The sequence below is a fragment of the Exiguobacterium sp. s101 genome (genome assembly GCF_018617835.1).
Taxonomy (GTDB): domain Bacteria; phylum Bacillota; class Bacilli; order Exiguobacteriales; family Exiguobacteriaceae; genus Exiguobacterium; species Exiguobacterium marinum.
In genome coordinates, this window is sequence record NZ_JACSKX010000012.1 from 23,777 (window position 1) to 38,813 (window position 15,037).

Sequence of the window (15,037 nt, forward strand, 5' to 3'; positions counted from 1 at the left end):
TTGGCAACATTTTGTGCCAAACAAAAAAATGACCATGGTTCGGTCATTTTTCGTACAATGTCTCATGAATCATTTTCTTCATGCATTCGTGCAGGAGCAAACGGAGGTCCTCTTTTGTCCCCGTGCTGTATAGCCGCATATGCTCCTCACTCTCAATGAGCGACCCGCTGATCGCACTTAGGAAGTGAAGCTCGACGTCACGTGCTTCTTCCGGTGCAAGCAAGACAAGAAGACGTGTCACCGGTTCGGTCGACTGATCCATCATAAGGAGCGGAATCGAGGTCGTTAAATCAAACGCAAACACACTCGCCTTCTCAATCGAGGCATGTCGTCCGTGGAATAACGCCAGTTTCGTACCCGGCACCCCAAGGCCCGCGACCTCATGACGACGAAGCAGTTGGGCAGAGAGCTGAATTCCGCTTTGGACAAGATCCCGTTCCTCAAGATGTGTTCCGATATCGACCAAGATGTCCTCTAAACGGTCCGTATTGTTGAGTGTGACCAAATCAAACTGATCATCCATCCGCTCGAACGTCTCTAAAAGTTCGCCAAGTTCGGCAAAATCGAGCATCGTCGATCTCGGCTTTGAAGTAACCGTTTGGAATGATTGCGGTAACGACAACAAGAGATGACGGACGCGCTGTACTTCTTCACTCGTCAACAACGGATTGACGATTAATGTAGGTACCGAGAGTGGTGGTAATGGCACCGTCGACAAGATGACATCATATTCCTCAAGTCGGTGCTGCTCTAATCCGAAAAGAGACGAGTTGACGACGTCTTGCATCTCTGGAAACTCTTGACGCACGCGGTTGACGAGCATCTTCGACGAACCGAGTCCGGCCGAGCAGACGACGAGTGCCCGATACTCACGACGCCGCACCGGTTTGACGAGTGCTGCCGCGAAGTGCATCGCCCAAAATACCGTCTCTTCCTCGGAGAACGTATTTGTCCCAAAGACGATGTCGGCACCCTGTTGAATGGCCGAACGGAGTCCCGGATAGTCGCGGTCGATATGAGGCTTGACCGTCCCCGTCTCCGGTAGCGCTTGCGTATTCATACTCGACAAGATATGCGCGAGCAGTCCTCGTTCGAGAGCCACGTCATCCGTAAACGTGAACCCGTAAATGAGTGAGACGTGGTGAATCAGTTTATGCACCCGAATCTGCATGATCCACCGCTCTTCTTCGTCTTCTTTCATTTGATCTTTAATTGAGCGCAGACGGTTCGCCTCTTCCGCGAACCAGACGCGTTCCGCCATCGAGTAGGTGATCCCGAGTGCCTCTTCCATATCGGTGGCGACTTTCAGATAGTCCTCGGACCGTCCTTTCGTATACATCTCTAAAAAGAATCCAGAAGCTAACCGTTCCTGTTGCACGCCGTAAGCGAACGTGACCCGCATGATGGTACGGTCATCCATTCGCTCAAACGCGCGAGACTTTAAATAATCATAGCCGTCCCGAAGACCTTCAAGAATCTCCTCACATGGAACGGTCTTCAAAAAAGCAGGAATGTAGTCGTCTTCTCCGCGGACGAAGCGGTAAAATGCGAGCGTGTCCCAATGGGCAAGCAGAGCGTTGATGAGTAGCTTACGCTTCTCTGACTCATAGCCGAGCACTCTAGCCCCGACTCCTTTTTTCCGTTCAACTTCTAAATGGTACTCTTCGAACCATCGATCCAATTTCTCCAAGTCTTGCGTCAACGTACTCGGCGAGACGTGCATCTGCTTGGCGACTGCCTGTAATTTGAGTGTATCGTTCTCAAACAAGAGACGCCAAGCCAGTTCAAATAAGCGGTCCTCGCTCGTCGGAATCGCTTCTGCAGATAAGATCAGGTCTTCTCGTAACTGTTGTTTCGCAGCTGGCTTGCCGACCAGGCTCAGTCCATGACCACGTTGCCAAGCGAGTTCGAGTTCGAACTCTTTTAAGATGCCTTCAAGTAATTGTCGTTCTCGTTGAACCGTGCGCTCAGACAAATTCACCGCCTGCGCGATTTCGGCGAGCGGTGTCGATGTCTCAGTTGCCAATAAGTGTAGTAAAATCGACCGTTCTCTCGCGGTCCACTCATGTCTCATGCTCATCCATCCATTCTTCGACAAGTAGTCGGTATTCCTCGAGCGACAGGAGTTGTTGGACCGACCGGACACGTGCGGTCGGATGGGTGACCGAGGTCGCCCCTTCCTGATAGAGAATCAAATCCACCTCATTCGGGATGTTTTGAATCGTTCCGTGCGTAATCGTACAAGACAAGCGTCCCTCGCTCGCCTGTGCGAATAACTTCGCTGCCATCGCACTCGTTACAAACCCACTATGGCAAGCAATGTATACGTTCATGTCAGCCCTTCTTTCGTCGCATATCTTTATCTAATCATAAGTTGGAACCGCTTACTTCTCCTACTATTTTGCTTGTTGGCAAAGATATCGGCAAGGAGTAAAAAGCACCTCTCACAAGGAAAGGTGCCTTACGCTATAACCAGTTTATTCCACCGTCACCGACTTCGCCAAGTTACGTGGCTTATCGACGTCACAACCACGGGCGAGCGCCGCATAATATGCCATCAACTGAACCGGTAAGACGTTGATGAGCGGTGCCAAGAGTGGCTCGACGTGCGGCAAGATGAAGTCATCATTCTCATGTTCGACGCCTTGCATCGAAATGATACAGGTATTCGCGCCACGGGCGACGACTTCTTTGACATTCCCGCGAATGTTCAAGTTCGTCTTCGGTTGTGAGATGAGCGCGATGACCGGTGTCCCGTCTTCAATCAAGGCGATCGATCCGTGCTTCAGTTCCCCACCTGGGTACCCTTCCGCTTGGATATACGAAATCTCTTTTACTTTGAGCGCCCCTTCGAGACAGACGGACGCGTCAAGCCCACGACCGATGAAGAACGTGTTCGGTGTCGTTTTCAAGTAACGCTCCGCAAGGTCCTCGAACAACTCTTTTTGCGCCATGATCGAGTCCATAATGGTCGCGACACGGGCGAGTTCCGGCATGAGGTCGAACGGTAGTTCTTTCCCTGTCGCACGGGCGATGTCGTATGCAAGAATCGCGAGGACGGCGATCTGCGCCGTGTATGCTTTCGTCGATGCGACCGCAATCTCTGGTCCTGCATGGAGGAGCATCGTCTCGTTCGCTTCGCGTGAGAGCGTCGATCCCGGTACATTCGTCATAGTGAGCGCTTTGTATCCGCGTTTCTTCACTTCGACGAGGACGGCACGGCTGTCCGCCGTCTCACCGGATTGTGATAAGAAGACGAACAACGGACGTTCACTTAAGAGCGGCATGTTGTAGCCGAATTCAGAAGAAACGTGCACTTCTGTCGGAATGCCGGCGATGCGTTCTAAAATGTCTTTTCCGACGAGTCCCGCGTTATAGCTCGTCCCACATGCGACGATATAGATCCGGTCCGCTTCTGACACGAGTTCACGCACGCCTTCCGTGAGTTCGATCTCGCCGTTCTCGTTCTGGTAATGCTGGATGATGTTGCGGATGACGGCCGGTTGCTCGTCCATCTCCTTCAACATGTAGTGCGCGTACGTGCCCTTCTCGATGTCTGACGCATCGATCTCGGCCGTGTATGGCGCACGTTCGAGCACTTCGCCGTCGAGCGTCTTGATCGTCGCCGACTCACGTGTGAGGATGACGATCTCACCGTCGTGGAGCTCGAGGTACTGGTCTGTCACCTGGAGCATCGCCATCGCGTCCGATGCGACGACGTTGAATGTGCCGTCACCGAGTCCGACGAGGAGTGGTGACTTGTTCTTCCCGATATAGAGGCGATTCTGGTCCTCTGAGTCGATCATCGCGATTGCGTATGAGCCGTGGAGGTCCGAAAGCGTCTTGCGGAACGCCGCCTCGACGTCACCGAGCTCGACGAAGTGCTTCTCCATGAGCTGAACGATGACTTCCGTATCCGTCTCTGAAAGGAACGGAGCGTCAAGCGTGGCTTTCAATTGCTCGTCGTTCTCGATCACGCCGTTATGCACGAGCGTGAAACGTCCTGTCGTGCTCTGATGCGGGTGGGCGTTCGGCACGCTCGGTACCCCGTGTGTCGCCCAACGCGTATGACCGATTCCAATCGTCCCTTCAGCGTCAGCCGGTACGATGTCACGGAGTGCTTGGATTCGCCCCACTTCTTTGAACGTACGAACGTCCTCGCCGACTAAGGCAATCCCTGCCGAGTCGTAGCCGCGATACTCGAGCTTTTCAAGCCCTTTCAATAAAATCTCTTTCGTTCCAACTTGTCCGATCATCCCTACGATTCCACACATAAACAAATCTCCTCTATTCTTCGATTTCTCGAAAAAGGAAACGGGCTTTTTTGAGTGATGTCATCAAGTCTCGTTTTGTCCGACCAGTCACCCGAACGTTTTATCAAGACTCTCTCAGTCGTGACACGCGACTGGAAGGCATCCGCCGAAATCTCGATCACCTTCGTCCTCGTCAACTCCGCAGAGTTCTGGCGCTTTCACTTCATATCTAGCCGTTTCTCCAGATACGCTTTCATGCTATCGAGTACACGGCGTCTTGGATAGAGAAATTGTTAAAGTAGTCGCTAAATACTTTTTTACCGTTCATGTAAAAGTCACCACTTTCACTAAAAAGCCATCAATGTATCAGGTTTTCGAGTAGGGAGAGAACGGGCATGATACAAGTAACGAGAACAGAAATGAGGGGAAACACATGGGTGGAATCTTCCTATTGATCGGCATACTGTTATCCGTCTTATCCAGATGGCTCGAATTTGAAGGGAATAGCACGTTAGGGGATGTCATGTTGTTTCCTGCGATTTTCTTTATGGCTATGGCTTTTCTCTGCAGTTTCCCTTATTTCAAGGAATGGTGGGATGACCGCTCCACCCGCAAGAAAGCACTTTTATTCGTGATGTTTGCCGCAGTCGGCATCCTATGTCTGCAAGCCGCTTTCTGGTTTGTCGTGTGGCGAGATCAATGGCTCGGGCTCCTTCTCGTCCTTCCCTTTGTTGCATGTGCAACGTTCATTGCTCGTCTATTCAAATAAAATGGGAGAGACGCTCACGCGCTCCCCCATTTCTGTTCTTCCTTTAACTCTCGTTCCGTGACATAGTTCTCATCAAGCCGAACCATATGACATTCATACAATCGATGCAACATCATAGAACTCGGGATGAGCACTGCAATCGTTACAAAGAAAGCAAGCGTCGAAATCTGCCCTGAAACTGTGAAATATAAAAGGACAATGACAAACGGATACCCAATCAAACCGGTGACTGAGTTCCAATGCGCGAGTCGTTTCGCCTCTCTCGACTTCAAATAACGCTTCTTAATCGATTCTCGGTCCCACGCGCTTTTCCATGCAGGTAACGCTGCGATTTCCGAAATCAACAATACACCCGCTAACGAAATCCAGCCCTTCTCCACAGCGAAGAAAAGCATGAGTGCGAGAGCACCGCTCATCATACTCACAGTCCATTTCCCCGATTCATCAAATGCCGTCAACTCTCTCATCTGATCACGTTTGTTCACGACGTTGCTCCTTCTCGTATTCGCGGACGTCACGAATCTCTCTTAAGTCTTGATCCGTCAAATAGTTCTCATCATAAGACTGAATGACGCGGTCAAAGCGCTTCGCCAAATATTCAATCCCGAAAAACGTAAGCTGAGAAAGGAGAAACACACGGAACGATTGTGAGCCTGTCGTTTCGCTCGTGAAGTAAAAGAGTCCGTAAATCCCAACACCCGTCAAAGCGAGCGTGTGTGCCATCATTTTGAATGATAAGAGGTTACGCGCTGTTTGATTCGTCACGAAACGTAGCCACATCCGATATTGAATAAAAATACCCGATAAGATTGCAGCGAGCACCGCATATAATGTCCCTGTAACGATGCCATCTGAGAGTGTCCAATACGAGGCATAAATCAAAAAACTGACGACGAGTCCGATCCCGATGATGCCGACACCCCATTTAGTCAAACGGTCTACTTTTAGAATCGTGTCGATTTGCGCTTTTACTTTTGGTGATGGTTCCATATGGCCCCCTCGCTTTCTAGTATCGCTTCATACGTTGGTAATCCTGACTGATGCGCATGGATTCGCTCTTCCCACTTATTCTCTCGATACGATTTAGTCAACCCCCAAAGGGCGACGATCCCACCGGTCAGGATGAAGGCATCTTCGTTTACATACATCGGGATGAACAGCACAAATAAAGAGACGGCACTAATCCAACAATCAACGAGTCGATATCGTAACACCCGTACGACGTTTTGATGTTCGGCAAAATGGCGAATGACTCGATATTCCATGAATCCTTTATAAGCAAGCCCCATGGATACGATCAACATGACGGGGATGACCCATGTCGCCTGTGTCCGTAACATCACGATGAACGAGATTAGGAATATGACGAGTACCGGCCAGCCAAAGAACCGATCAAATTGTTTGGCATGCGCTACTGTAAGTTCAACTTGACGATTCATGCGAGACCCTCCCTTCAATCACTTCCTCATACGTCGGTAATTCCGGATCGATTTGTTTAAGTTGCTTTGTGAACCACTTCTGCCGAATCGGACTTAATACTCCCCATATCCCAAAAAAGAGGCCAATCATGAGACCAAAATCTTCCGCTGTCAGCAGCGTCACCATGAGTGCCGTCAACAAAACGGCATCCACCCATTCGAACACGTATTGAAAAATGAGGATTCGATGCGCCTTCGGATGTTTTGTCATTCGCCACATGATTCGCATTTCTTTATAGCCCATCACGACGATAATCACGGAGACCGACGCCATGATGGGGATGAGCAACATTTTCTCTAATAAGAGAGCGACAATGACGGCCGTGACATACAGAATTAAGACAGGTACGGCATAATGTCGCATCCGTTGCATCCACTTTACGTCTTGCGCCACCTATATCGCCTCCTTGTCCACATGCATATACTCCGTATCTTCTCGTTCCGTTTGTATCTTCACGTTCCATGTCAATAGCATCGCGCCGCCGATGAAAACCGTGACGCCCACATATGCCATGTTTGAGGTGAACAATAATTGATGATTCAATGCGAGAAAACAGGCAACACTGTTGATCCCGTCCCGAACGAGTTGACGACGATACAATCCTTTCAATTCTAGTTGAAACCTCAGGCGCATTCGATAACGCTTCACATATAAGATGTTCAGCGGAATGAGTGTACAGGCGATATACAGCGCGCCCCATGTGAGCTCATCGGTCAATAAACTGATTGGTAACATCAGTACTACAAATGTGCCAAACAAGCCGAATATCCATTGGTCGAATAAACGTTTCCATGCTTTTTCTTTCGTTATGCGTTCATTCATCTCTTTAACCGTTGTTTCGCGGATTGATCCACCGAAGGCATGCGCTCTCCAAATTGTCTTTGGAAAGTTTGACCGAACACCATCCACAAGGTGAGAACAACAAAAATTGTCAAAGTGTCAAGTTTCATAAAAAGGAGCGTCACGGTTATTACAATAAGAATTGCAGAATCCACTAAATCATATATGAGCTCCCATTTAAGAGATTTCACTTTGATTTTTTCGCTTACATGCGTACGTTGTTTCTGATACTTGCTAACGTCTAGCCCAATCATTGCGATTCCACCAACAATGAGTGGAACTGTCAGCCCTACATTACCTTCGAAGTACGACACAGCAAGCGCCATGAGTATGAACGCAAACGAGGTATATTTTATTCGAAGTGGTGACTTCCACCATGTATCCTCTTGTACGAAGCGATTTTGATTGTTCACTTAACAAACACCCTTTCTATAAAGCATCTATCTCCCTTATACGTATAATTTCTTACTATTGTTTCACATTTTCCGAATATTCTAGCATTGAATCGTTCGACTTTTTTCAACAATTGACGAACGAAACGTATCCGCTTACAAAGGTTATCTGCTATACTGTTACCAAATTCATTCCCACAAATTTTTTTGAAAGGTGTAGAACTGTATGTCTCCGAAGTACAAGCAAGTTGCAAGTCAGATTGAAGCGGACATCGTCAACCATGTCTATCAACATACGAATAAATTATTGACCGAGGATGAGTACGCCAATAAATATGGCGTCAGCCGCAACACGGTCCGAAAAGCGATCGAGATTCTCGTCAACAAAGGATACGTCTATCAAGTTCAAGGGAGCGGCGTCTTCGTCCGTGACCATTACAATAGCGATTACATCAATTTAGAAAAGCTCCAAGGTCTCACAAGTGACTTCAGCGGTCGAAAAGTCGAGACACGCGTCTTACACTTCGAACAGACAGTGGCGAACGATGAAGTCGCCGAACGTATGAAGTGCCCAATCGGCACACCCGTCTACTTCGTGAAGCGCCTACGTCTCGTTGATGACCACCCGTTCTCGGTAGAGGATTCATACTTCCGAAAAGAGCTCGTCATCTACTTGGATGAGAATATCGTCCAAAAGTCGATTTATACGTATTTACGAAGCGATCAAAAACTCGCCATCGGATTTGCCGACCGTGTCATTTATGCAGATTTTTTAGATTCAGAATCTGCCGACCTGCTTGACCTGAACGAGAACGATCCGGCCTTGATCGTCGATAATACCGTCTATTTGACGAACGGACAAATCTTCGACGTTTCTCGTTCCATCCACCATTTTAAACATGTCAAAATGCTAAAAGTCTCGAACATCAAGTCCTAAACGCGCCCGAGAGATGCTTTTTCTCGCGCGTGTTTTTTTATGCATTTTTCCGAAAAGAAAGGGTTTACACGAAAACGCTTTCGTGCTACTATCATCTTGTAGAAAATATTTGTACCTATGAATTTAAGTTATCCATACAAAAGGAGAGATATTATGGTTTCGGAAACAATTGACATCTCACCGGAAGATATTTTCGGTCTCATCGCCCTCTCGGGTGACGCCAAAGCGAGCTATCATCAAGCGATGCTCCTCATGCAAGAAGGAAAAAAAGCAGAAGCCGAGGCAGCAGTCGTTGCTGGTGACGCGACATTAAAAGAAGCACATGCGATTCAAACGAAATTCGTCACGCTCGAAGCACAAGGTAAATCGGCAACAGTCGGTGTCCTCATGGTGCACGCGCAAGATCACTTGATGAACACGATTCTCGTCAAAGAAATGCTTGGATATATGATGAACATGCAAAACGAAATCAACGAATTGAAAGGAATGGATCAACAATGATTAAAATCGGACTCTTCTGTGCGGCAGGTATGTCAACAAGTATGTTAGTAGAAAAAATGAAAGCGGTTGCCTCTGAACGTGGCATCGAAGCTGAAATCGCTGCTTACCCAGAATCAGAGATGGAAACTTACGTCGACAACATCGACGTCGCACTTCTCGGACCACAAGTGAAATACCTTCTTTCAAAAGGGAAGCAAATCTGTGAACCAAAAGGTGTTCCAATCGACGTCATCAACACAGTCGACTACGGCATGATGAACGGCGCAAAAGTATTAGACCACTCATTAAAACTTGTAAATAAATAAACCGAGGTGATGACTTTGAAAATGCCTAAAGATTTCTTGTTCGGTGCTGCTTCGGCCTCTTATCAGGTCGAAGGCGCATGGAACGAGGACGGGAAAGGCCTCTCGAACTGGGACGTCTTCTCGAAAATTCCTGGTAAGACATTTGAAAACACAAACGGCGACGTCGCAGTCGACCATTACCATCGTTATAAAGAAGACATCGTGCTCATGGCGGAGATGGGACTCGAATCGTATCGCTTCTCGATCTCATGGCCACGTGTCTTCCCGAACGGTACGGGTGAAGTGAACGAAAAAGGACTCGAGTTCTACAACAACTTGATCGATGAATGTTTGAAACATGACATCGTCCCATTCGTGACGCTCTACCATTGGGACCTTCCACAAGCACTTGAGGAAAAAGGCGGCTGGAAGAACAAAGAGACGGTTGACGCATTCGCCCGTTTCGCCGATACTTGCTTCCAATCGTTCGGTGACCGTGTCAATCACTGGATCACGTTCAACGAAGCGGTCATCTTCTGCTCACTTGGATACTTAACAGGCGCACACCCACCAGGTATCGAAGGCGATGTCAAAGGATATTTCCAAACGACGCATAACGTCTTCGTCGCCCACGCCCGTGCCGTCGAGCTCTTCAAACAAAGCGGTCACACTGGCGAAATCGGGATCACACACGTGTTCAACCCGGCGTTCAGTATCGATGACGCAGAAGAGAACAAATTTGCCGAAATGCATGCGAATGCTTACGCGACACATTGGTTCTATGACCCAATCTTAAAAGGTGAATACCCAGAGTACGTCGTGAACGGTTTAAGCGAACAAGGTCTTCTCCCTGACATGACGGAGGAAGAACTCGACGTCTTGAAACGGACCGCTCCGATGAACGACTTTATCGGTCTCAACTACTACAGCCCGCAGCGCGTCATGAAAAATGACTCGGCGCTCGTCATGGCTGGTGGACGTGAGAACTCGACAGGTCGCCCGGGTAATCCGTCATTCGATGGCGTCTACAAGACGGTCAAGATGGACGACAAAGTGTACACGAAATGGGATTGGGAAATCTCACCGGAAGCGTTCCTCGCTGGAATGCACATGTTGAAAGATCGTTACGGCGACGTCAAGATCTACATCACAGAGAACGGTCTCGGTGATGTCGACCCGATCGTCGATGGTGAGATCATGGACACGCCACGAATCGAATTTATCGAAGGACACCTTCGTGCAGTCAAACACGCTGTTCAACAAGGCATTAACGTTGCCGGTTACTATGCTTGGTCTGCAATCGACCTGCTCAGTTGGTTGAACGGTTATAAGAAACAATACGGCTTCATCTACGTCGACCACAACAACGGTCTCGCACGGAAGAAGAAACAGTCGTTCCACTGGTATAAAGAGATCATCGCCACGCGCGCTGAAGACCTATAAGGAGGTTCCCCTATGAGCCGCTTAGAAAGAGTATTTGAAAAGTTCACCCCTGCTTTTGTTCGCTTCGCGAATGCCAAGCCCGTCCTTGCGATTAAGGACGGGTTCATCCTCACGATGCCGATGACCATCATCGGATCGCTGTTCCTTCTCATCCTGGCGTTACCGATTCCCGGTTGGGCCGACTTCATGTCAGGTCTATTCGGAGCAGACTGGTCACTCCCGCTCACGCAAGTCGTCGGCGCGACGTTTGACATTCTTGCTTTGATTGGTGTTTTTGGAATCGCTTACTCATACGTCAAGAACGAAAAGATTGAAGGAGTGCCTGCCGGTATTCTCGGGATTATCTCATTCCTCATCATCACGCAAGCTTCTGTCTTGTCTGAGTCTGGTGAATTCGTCGGTGGCGTCATTCCAAAAGTATGGACAGGTGGACAAGGTGTCCTCGCTGCTATCATCGTCGGACTAGCAGTCGGATTTATTTACTCGCAGTTCATCAAACGCGGAATCAGCATTAAAATGCCAGACGGTGTCCCACCAGGCGTATCGAACTCATTCTCTGCCCTTGTTCCTGGTTTGGCGATCATCTCGCTCGCCGTTGCGACGTTCGCGATTTTCCAAGCGGTTGCAGAGCGTACGTTCACAGAAGTCATCTATGATGTGCTTCAAGCACCACTTCAAAACTTGACAGACACACTCGCTGGAGCCGTCATCATCATGGTGCTCATGTCGGTCATGTGGTGGTGTGGGATTCACGGCGCCGCAATCCTCATGGGAATCATGGGACCACTTCTCACAGCGAACGCACTTCAAAACCAAGCTATTATCGATGCAGGCGGTACGCTCGTCGCTGGCGAGAACGCAAAAATCGTTACAATCCAGTTCCTCGATGTGTTCACGAAACTCGGTGGTTCAGGAATCACAATCGGCTTCATCATTGCCGTCTTAATCGTTGCACGCTCGGCACACTTGAAGCAGCTCGGGAAGTTGTCACTTGCACCAAGTATCTTCAACATCAATGAGCCGGTCATCTTCGGGATGCCAATCGTATTCAACCCGATCATGTTCGTCCCATTCGTCGTCGTGCCAGCCATCGCTTCATTCATGGTCTACTTTGCCATCCTTTGGGGTTGGGTCGAGCCGTTCAACGCGCTTCAAGTACCTTGGACGACACCTCCAGTCATCTCTGGATTCTTGATCGGCGGATGGCGTGCCGCGCTCTTACAGATTGCAACAATCGCTATGGCCGTTGCCGTTTACCTCCCGTTCGTTCGCATTCAAGACCGCGTCTCTTACGGTGAAGAATTGAAAGCACAAGAAGAAGCACACAAAGCATCAGCCTGAAACAAAAACGACAGCCCTTCTCAGCAATGAGGAGGGCTGTTATATTTAGGGAAAAGAGTTAAGGAGTTGGAAATTTGAAATCATACTACCCTTCTATATTCGCTGTCCTTGCGGGGCTGACCGGATTACTCGGACTTGCGCTTCAATCGGTCTACCCGATTATGTTGTTTCCTGTCTTTTTACTCATTGCGGGATACTCTGTGGTACATGCAAAGAAGCAGAAAAGAACCGTACGAAATTATACAGCGAGCTTTATGATCTTATCGAGCGCCGCCCTCGCTTTCGGTCTTGGCTTCCAATCGATCGTCCCGTATGCCATGCTCATCGGAGTCGTGATCCATACGGTCTGTCTCTTCTGTGCAATCATCGCACTCGGACGATATCGTGCACACGTCTCATGAAGGCTGTGACTGGACTCGGTTGGGGCGCGTCGATTCTAGCGCTCGCCCTCGCCCCACTATTTGCCGTCGATTTGATTCTCATCTATTTACTTGAAGACACATCGTTCCGAATCTTATCGACGCTCGCGATGCTCGGTTGTTTCTATCTGTTGTCGACGGTGCTAAGTTTGTTTGTTGATGGGTTAACGGGAGCGTTACGCTCGTTTGGTCATGCGAACGTATCGCGTCTAATCGACACCATTCTTCACGGAACAGTGAGCGGAATCAGTCTATACGTCGTACTGACATTCTTTCCGTCTATCGATTTATCGACGTTCACCGTCATGGCGATTGTATTCGTACACTTATTTGGTGCATCATTTTGGCTGAATCGGGAGAGTTCGAAAGAAGACGTACCTCTTCAACTCGACTCAATCGATCAGCAGATTCTCCACTTGTTACGCACGGAAACGATCGTGTCCTGCGTCGAACGCATCCAGCATGATTACCCGGATTTACCGAAACAGGACGTATTGAAACGTGTTAAAAAAATCAGTCAATCTACTAAAGTCACCGAACCGTTTCATGATCGGTGACTTTTGTGCATGATCACGAGCGAATCGTGAGCCGTGTGCTATGTATTCCAAAGTCTAACTAGGGGAACATGATACAAATTACATAAACAAACGCCAGCCCGTTTTTCGGTGCTGGCGTTTTATGTGTCTTCTTTTCGAAGCGAGTACCCATCTACTTCGAGCAAACGCATGCGTCTCTGGTCAATCGCCGCATGGACAATCACGGTCACACCCGGGTTAAGCTCCATTATCTTCTTGATTTTTCGTAAGTCATCTCCTTTAATCTCAACCGGCAACACGAATTCTCCTTCTCTCAAATGAACGAACTTGATCTTTCCTTGGTCGTCATAGCCTGTAACTTCATACATCGAAAATTCACGTTTCATGAATATCCCTCCCCCTCTTACAGTTCCCGCAACAGATAAATTGCACACAAAAAAATCCATCCCCGTAGCGGCAGGGATGGATGCATGTTACGCCTCGACGCTATCCGCGTGTTTGGCCTTATGGTCGGCGATGACACCGGCATACCACTTCGCGCTGTCTTTCCAGATGCGCTCTTGCGTCTCAAAGTCGATATAGAGGATGCCGAAGCGCTTCTCGTATCCGAAGCTCCATTCGAAATTATCCATGAGCGACCAGAGGTAGTAGCCTTGAATGTTCATGCCTTCATCGTTCAAGTCAGAGACGGCTTCGAGGTGCTGGCGGACGTAGTCGATCCGGTTATCGTCATGGACTTCGCCATTTTCTAGCACGTCGTCAAATGCGGCGCCGTTCTCTGTAATGTAGATGGGAAGGTCAGTATACTCGGCGCGTAAACGACGGATCAGGTCTTTGAATTCGTTCGGGGCGATATCCCAGCCCATGCCCGTCTTCTCGTAGTCCGAGTAAGCGTCTGCCTTCAAAAAATCATTTGCTGCGTTGAACTCGACAATGCCACGGCTATAGAAGTTGATGCCGAAGAAATCACAAGCTGTCGAGATGGTCTCCATATCACCCGATTGGATGAAATCGAAGTTATGCACATATTTGGAGAACAAGTTCATCATGTCGACCGGATACTCACCTTTGAAGACCGGATCGAGGAACCAGCGATTCGAATACCCGTCGGCATTGTTCATCGCAAGGCGGTCATTCGCCGAATCCGTCTTCGCGTACATCGGTGACAAGTTGAGCGTGATACCGATCGGGGTCGTGGACTTCATCTCTCGCTTCAACAATTCGACCGCTTTTCCGTGCGACAACAACATGTGGTGCACGGCGCGTACCGCTTCGTTCATGTCACGATGACCCGGTGCGTGAACACCGACGTGGTAGCCAAGGAAGCCGGCACACCAAGGCTCATTATGAGTGATCCAAGAGTCGACGATGTCATCGAGCTCTTCAAAACAGACTTTCGCATAATCGAGGAACCAGTCGACCGATTCACGGTTGACCCAACCACCTTCTTCGTGAGCCCACATCGGAAGGTCCCAATGATAAATGGTGACGGCTGGTTTGATTCCTTCTTCACGGAGACGCAGCGCCAAGTTTTTGTAGAACGCCATACCTTCTGGGTTATACTCTCCCTTGGCAGGGAAGATGCGTGGCCACGCGATGGAGAATCGATACGTATCGACACCTAGTTTTTTGATGTGCTGAATGTCTTCTTCATAACGATGGTAGTGGTCACATGCGACATCGCCGTTATGCTTTTCAAACACGCGCCCGTCGATGTCACAAAACATATCCCAGATGGAAGGAGTACGGCCTCCTTCATTGTGTGCGCCTTCAATTTGGTACGAGGACGTGGCTGTTCCGAATACGAAGTCTTTCTTAAAATGCATAGTGTTTTCCTCTTTTC

19 protein-coding genes are annotated in these 15,037 nt (G+C 48.9%); 8 read left to right on the forward strand and 11 right to left on the reverse strand.

The features are described 5' to 3' along the window. Positions 1–43 precede the first annotated feature (43 nt). The 3 genes from KNO76_RS10725 to glmS all read right to left on the reverse strand — a co-directional run bounded on the left by KNO76_RS10725 (position 44) and on the right by glmS (position 4,274). Positions 44–2,074, reverse strand: coding sequence for a BglG family transcription antiterminator (locus tag KNO76_RS10725; protein WP_214885337.1), 2,031 nt, complete (start codon positions 2,072–2,074; stop codon positions 44–46). After that, complete coding sequence (locus KNO76_RS10730; RefSeq protein WP_214885339.1) at positions 2,064–2,333, reverse strand: PTS sugar transporter subunit IIB; 270 nt, start codon at positions 2,331–2,333, stop codon at positions 2,064–2,066. The genes KNO76_RS10725 and KNO76_RS10730 overlap by 11 nt, the downstream gene beginning before the upstream one ends. A gap of 144 nt (positions 2,334–2,477) precedes the next feature. Then, entirely contained in the window at positions 2,478–4,274 is a 1,797-nt protein-coding gene (gene glmS / locus KNO76_RS10735) for a glutamine--fructose-6-phosphate transaminase (isomerizing) (protein ID WP_214885341.1), read from the reverse strand. A gap of 412 nt (positions 4,275–4,686) precedes the next feature. Between glmS and KNO76_RS10740 the strand changes: the two genes are divergently transcribed. Beyond that, positions 4,687–5,022 carry a hypothetical protein gene (locus tag KNO76_RS10740; RefSeq protein WP_214704033.1) on the forward strand — a complete coding sequence of 112 codons (336 nt, stop codon included), beginning with the start codon at positions 4,687–4,689 and terminating at the stop codon, positions 5,020–5,022. Positions 5,023–5,036: 14 nt separating this feature from the next. Here the strand turns inward: KNO76_RS10740 and KNO76_RS10745 are convergent, their stop codons facing one another. The 6 genes from KNO76_RS10745 to KNO76_RS10770 are packed head-to-tail and all read right to left on the reverse strand — an operon-like array spanning position 5,037 to position 7,754. Then, on the reverse strand, positions 5,037–5,507 hold the full coding sequence (locus KNO76_RS10745; protein ID WP_214885343.1) for a hypothetical protein: 471 nt from the start codon (positions 5,505–5,507) through the stop codon (positions 5,037–5,039). Further along, on the reverse strand, positions 5,494–6,012 hold the full coding sequence (locus tag KNO76_RS10750) for a hypothetical protein (RefSeq protein ID WP_026824371.1): 519 nt from the start codon (positions 6,010–6,012) through the stop codon (positions 5,494–5,496). Before KNO76_RS10750 ends, KNO76_RS10745 begins: the two co-directional genes overlap by 14 nt. After that, a complete protein-coding gene (locus KNO76_RS10755; RefSeq protein WP_214885345.1) occupies positions 5,991–6,461 on the reverse strand; it encodes a hypothetical protein in 471 nt (156 codons plus the stop codon). Before KNO76_RS10755 ends, KNO76_RS10750 begins: the two co-directional genes overlap by 22 nt. Next, positions 6,445–6,894: a hypothetical protein gene (locus KNO76_RS10760; protein WP_214704036.1), complete on the reverse strand. Its 450-nt coding sequence runs from the start codon at positions 6,892–6,894 to the stop codon at positions 6,445–6,447. The genes KNO76_RS10755 and KNO76_RS10760 overlap by 17 nt, the downstream gene beginning before the upstream one ends. Then, positions 6,895–7,323 carry a hypothetical protein gene (locus KNO76_RS10765; RefSeq protein WP_214885347.1) on the reverse strand — a complete coding sequence of 143 codons (429 nt, stop codon included), beginning with the start codon at positions 7,321–7,323 and terminating at the stop codon, positions 6,895–6,897. Beyond that, positions 7,320–7,754, reverse strand: a complete 435-nt coding sequence (locus KNO76_RS10770; RefSeq protein ID WP_214704043.1) for a hypothetical protein — start codon at positions 7,752–7,754, stop codon at positions 7,320–7,322. Before KNO76_RS10770 ends, KNO76_RS10765 begins: the two co-directional genes overlap by 4 nt. Before the next feature lie 205 nt (positions 7,755–7,959). Between KNO76_RS10770 and KNO76_RS10775 the strand changes: the two genes are divergently transcribed. The 7 genes from KNO76_RS10775 (at position 7,960) to KNO76_RS10805 (ending at position 13,215) form a co-directional block, all read left to right on the forward strand. Continuing rightward, on the forward strand, positions 7,960–8,670 hold the full coding sequence (locus tag KNO76_RS10775) for a GntR family transcriptional regulator (protein ID WP_015880673.1): 711 nt from the start codon (positions 7,960–7,962) through the stop codon (positions 8,668–8,670). 153 nt (positions 8,671–8,823) lie between these two features. Next, positions 8,824–9,171: a PTS lactose/cellobiose transporter subunit IIA gene (locus KNO76_RS10780; protein WP_214885348.1), complete on the forward strand. Its 348-nt coding sequence runs from the start codon at positions 8,824–8,826 to the stop codon at positions 9,169–9,171. Continuing rightward, positions 9,168–9,476, forward strand: coding sequence for a PTS sugar transporter subunit IIB (locus tag KNO76_RS10785; RefSeq protein WP_015880671.1), 309 nt, complete (start codon positions 9,168–9,170; stop codon positions 9,474–9,476). Before KNO76_RS10780 ends, KNO76_RS10785 begins: the two co-directional genes overlap by 4 nt. A gap of 15 nt (positions 9,477–9,491) precedes the next feature. Next, a complete protein-coding gene (locus KNO76_RS10790; RefSeq protein ID WP_214885350.1) occupies positions 9,492–10,898 on the forward strand; it encodes a GH1 family beta-glucosidase in 1,407 nt (468 codons plus the stop codon). 12 nt (positions 10,899–10,910) lie between these two features. Next, positions 10,911–12,239 (forward strand): PTS sugar transporter subunit IIC, encoded by a 1,329-nt coding sequence (locus tag KNO76_RS10795; protein ID WP_214704047.1) that lies wholly within the window; start codon positions 10,911–10,913, stop codon positions 12,237–12,239. A gap of 74 nt (positions 12,240–12,313) precedes the next feature. Then, entirely contained in the window at positions 12,314–12,640 is a 327-nt protein-coding gene (locus KNO76_RS10800; protein WP_214885353.1) for a hypothetical protein, read from the forward strand. After that, entirely contained in the window at positions 12,637–13,215 is a 579-nt protein-coding gene (locus KNO76_RS10805) for a hypothetical protein (RefSeq protein WP_214885354.1), read from the forward strand. The genes KNO76_RS10800 and KNO76_RS10805 overlap by 4 nt, the downstream gene beginning before the upstream one ends. Positions 13,216–13,334: 119 nt before the next feature. Here the strand turns inward: KNO76_RS10805 and KNO76_RS10810 are convergent, their stop codons facing one another. Both KNO76_RS10810 and KNO76_RS10815 read right to left on the reverse strand, forming a co-directional pair. After that, entirely contained in the window at positions 13,335–13,580 is a 246-nt protein-coding gene (locus KNO76_RS10810; RefSeq protein ID WP_214704051.1) for a hypothetical protein, read from the reverse strand. A gap of 87 nt (positions 13,581–13,667) precedes the next feature. Continuing rightward, positions 13,668–15,020 (reverse strand): GH1 family beta-glucosidase, encoded by a 1,353-nt coding sequence (locus tag KNO76_RS10815; protein ID WP_026824382.1) that lies wholly within the window; start codon positions 15,018–15,020, stop codon positions 13,668–13,670. Between the last annotated feature and the right edge of the window lie 17 nt (positions 15,021–15,037).